This window comes from Microbacterium sp. BF1 (genome assembly GCF_019279095.1).
GTDB lineage: Bacteria > Actinomycetota > Actinomycetes > Actinomycetales > Microbacteriaceae > Microbacterium > Microbacterium maritypicum.
This window is the reverse complement of the sequence record NZ_JAGYWT010000402.1, coordinates 1-2299: the sequence shown is the minus strand read 5'-3', so window position 1 is coordinate 2299 and position 2299 is coordinate 1. Positions and strand designations below refer to the sequence as shown.

1 protein-coding gene is annotated in these 2299 nt (G+C 68.2%); it reads right to left on the bottom strand.

Translation table 11 applies throughout. From position 1 onward, the window contains the following. The coding region (mobF, locus tag KZA10_RS12780) for a MobF family relaxase (RefSeq protein WP_256934816.1) at positions 1–2155 on the bottom strand (2155 nt) is incomplete at its 3' end. Positions 2156–2299: the final 144 nt, after the last annotated feature.

The following is a 2299-nucleotide window of genomic DNA, read 5'->3' as shown; positions in this document are numbered from 1 at the left end:
GTGTGCGGGTGTGGCCGGCGCGGGCGCGCGCGTCTTGGGCAAGGGAGTTCAGCTGTGTCGCGGCGTCGTTGGAGGTGACGACGACGGTAGCGCCGGCTTCGGCCTTGCGGATGACGTCCGTGCTGATTGCTGTCCAGGCTTCCGCGTCGGTGGCGTGGATGGTGATGTTGCCGCGTTCGTGCAGCTGGTCGAAGAGCTTTCCGGGCTCGTGACGGTCGCGCATTGCGATCGTGAGCTGCGCGTACTCCTTGTCCTTGAACCGGTGAACTTCGGTGAGGTCGATGGGGCGCGGGGATGCCGCAACGGCGAGGTCGAGGACACCGCCGCGGCCGACGGCCGGCAGCTGTGCACGGTCACCGATGAGTGCGATACCGGCGCCGGTTTCATCCGCGATGGTGATGAGCGCGTGGGCGAGGTCCTGGTCGAGCATGCCGGCCTCGTCGATGACGATGCGCGTGGACGCGGACACCTTCCAGTCGTCCCTCGGGCCCCGATAGGTGAAGCCTCTCTCGTCGGTGTCTCCGACCTGTAGGCGGTGCCATCGTCCGTCGTCTGTCCACCGGTACCCGTACTCGTGCGCGAGCTTGTGCGCGGAGCTCGCGCGGGTGCCCAGCGCTGCGGATGCTTCTTGCGCGGCACGCAGCGTCGGCGCCACAACGATGAGGGTCCGGCCCTCCTTCTGGGCCAAGTCGCGGGCCACGCCGAGCATGGTCGTCTTCCCAGAGCCGGCCCTGCCTTCCACGACGACCAAGGGGGCGTCGGAGGCGATCGCCAGGGCTGCGGTGGACTGTGCCGCATCGAGGTTGCCGAACTGCGGAGGGTTGTCACCGAACGCGAGCCCTGACTGCAGTCCGCGGGTTTCGAGAGCGGTCTTCAGTTCGCGTTCGACGCGCAGCACACGGTCGCTGGTGATGTTGCGCACCCACGTGGGGATCTCCCCCTCTACGGTCGTCTCCAGGATCGGAAGGGTACGTGCGATGTCGGCGGCGAGCCCCTGCACGTAGGTGTCGATCGCGCGGGCGTCAGCTGTGACTTCGTGCCGTGCGACGGCTTCGCCGACACGGCCGGTGAGGTCCGCGAGCGACCATGCCGATCCGTGGTTCTCGACCGCGGCGATCGCGTCTCGTCGGAGCGCGTGACGGTCGAGCTGGTGCAGCTGCACCGCGGCGCGTGGAGCGACCGATGCGAACCCGTCGACGGGGAGGCCGGCGCCCTGCAGCTCCTCGATCCACTTGTTCTCCGGGCGGCCTTCGATCTGACGTTTCCGGGGACGCTCCAGCGCCCACGCCTGCTGATCCCACTGCCGACGCAAGGCCGCATCCGGCTCCTGGCCTGGGTGTGCACCGCGCCACTCGGCCTCGAACCGGAGCACGTTTCGGTCGATCTGCTGAGCACGCTTCGACATCACCTTCGCGTGCGCCGTCAGGTTCGTCACCGTGCCCGTCGACGCGTCGAACTCGAACCCCGCCGCCGCGAGAGCCTGCCGCAGCTCGGCGTGCGAATTGATCGCCGCCTCCCCTACACCGCGCAACGCGCCTTGCTGCTTCAGCGTCGCCGCGGTGTGCAGTCCCCGCCACTTCCCCTCCGCGAACACACGCGTGTTCCACTGCACGTGAACGTGCCGGTGCGGGTCTCCCGCACGAGAGGACCGGTGGACGACGGACACCGATTCGAGGCGCTCCACGGGCACGAGGCGCTGCGCTCCACGAACGCCCACTCGGGTGACGGAGTGCGCTGCCATGTAGGTGTTCATCGCCTCGGCCGCGGACGCTTGCGCCGCGTCCAACGCCGCGGACACGGCAGGGTCAAGGGCGGCTGCCACGGAGAGGGACTTGTCGCAGTTGACCGTCATCTCCACGAACCGTGGTGAGGACGGGGTGATGCGCAGCTCCCCGTCGACTCGCAACCGCACCTCGTCGCGAGGTGTACCCCGCTCGAGTCCCGTGGTGAGGTCTTTCCAGTCCACCCACGCCTGGTAGTCGGCGCCGTCCAGTTCTGATGCGGACAGGACCGTTCCGTCGGGTCCGAGGGCGGTCCAGGAGGCGACCGCTCCCCCGTCCTCGAGGTAATACTCGTCCGCGTGCGAGTGGTCGCTTTCGAGGTAGGCGCGTGCCGCAGCACCCGCACCTCGGAAGAACACCAACCCACCACGCATGCCCGCCACGTTACCTAGGGTCTGATGCAGGAACAGGTGACTGTTCTGGTCAGGCCGCGAGGGCCAGTTCTTCGTTCATGATGGTCTCGAACTCGACCGGCGTCAATCGACCCAGGCGGACCTGTCGACGTCGCCGGTGGTAGG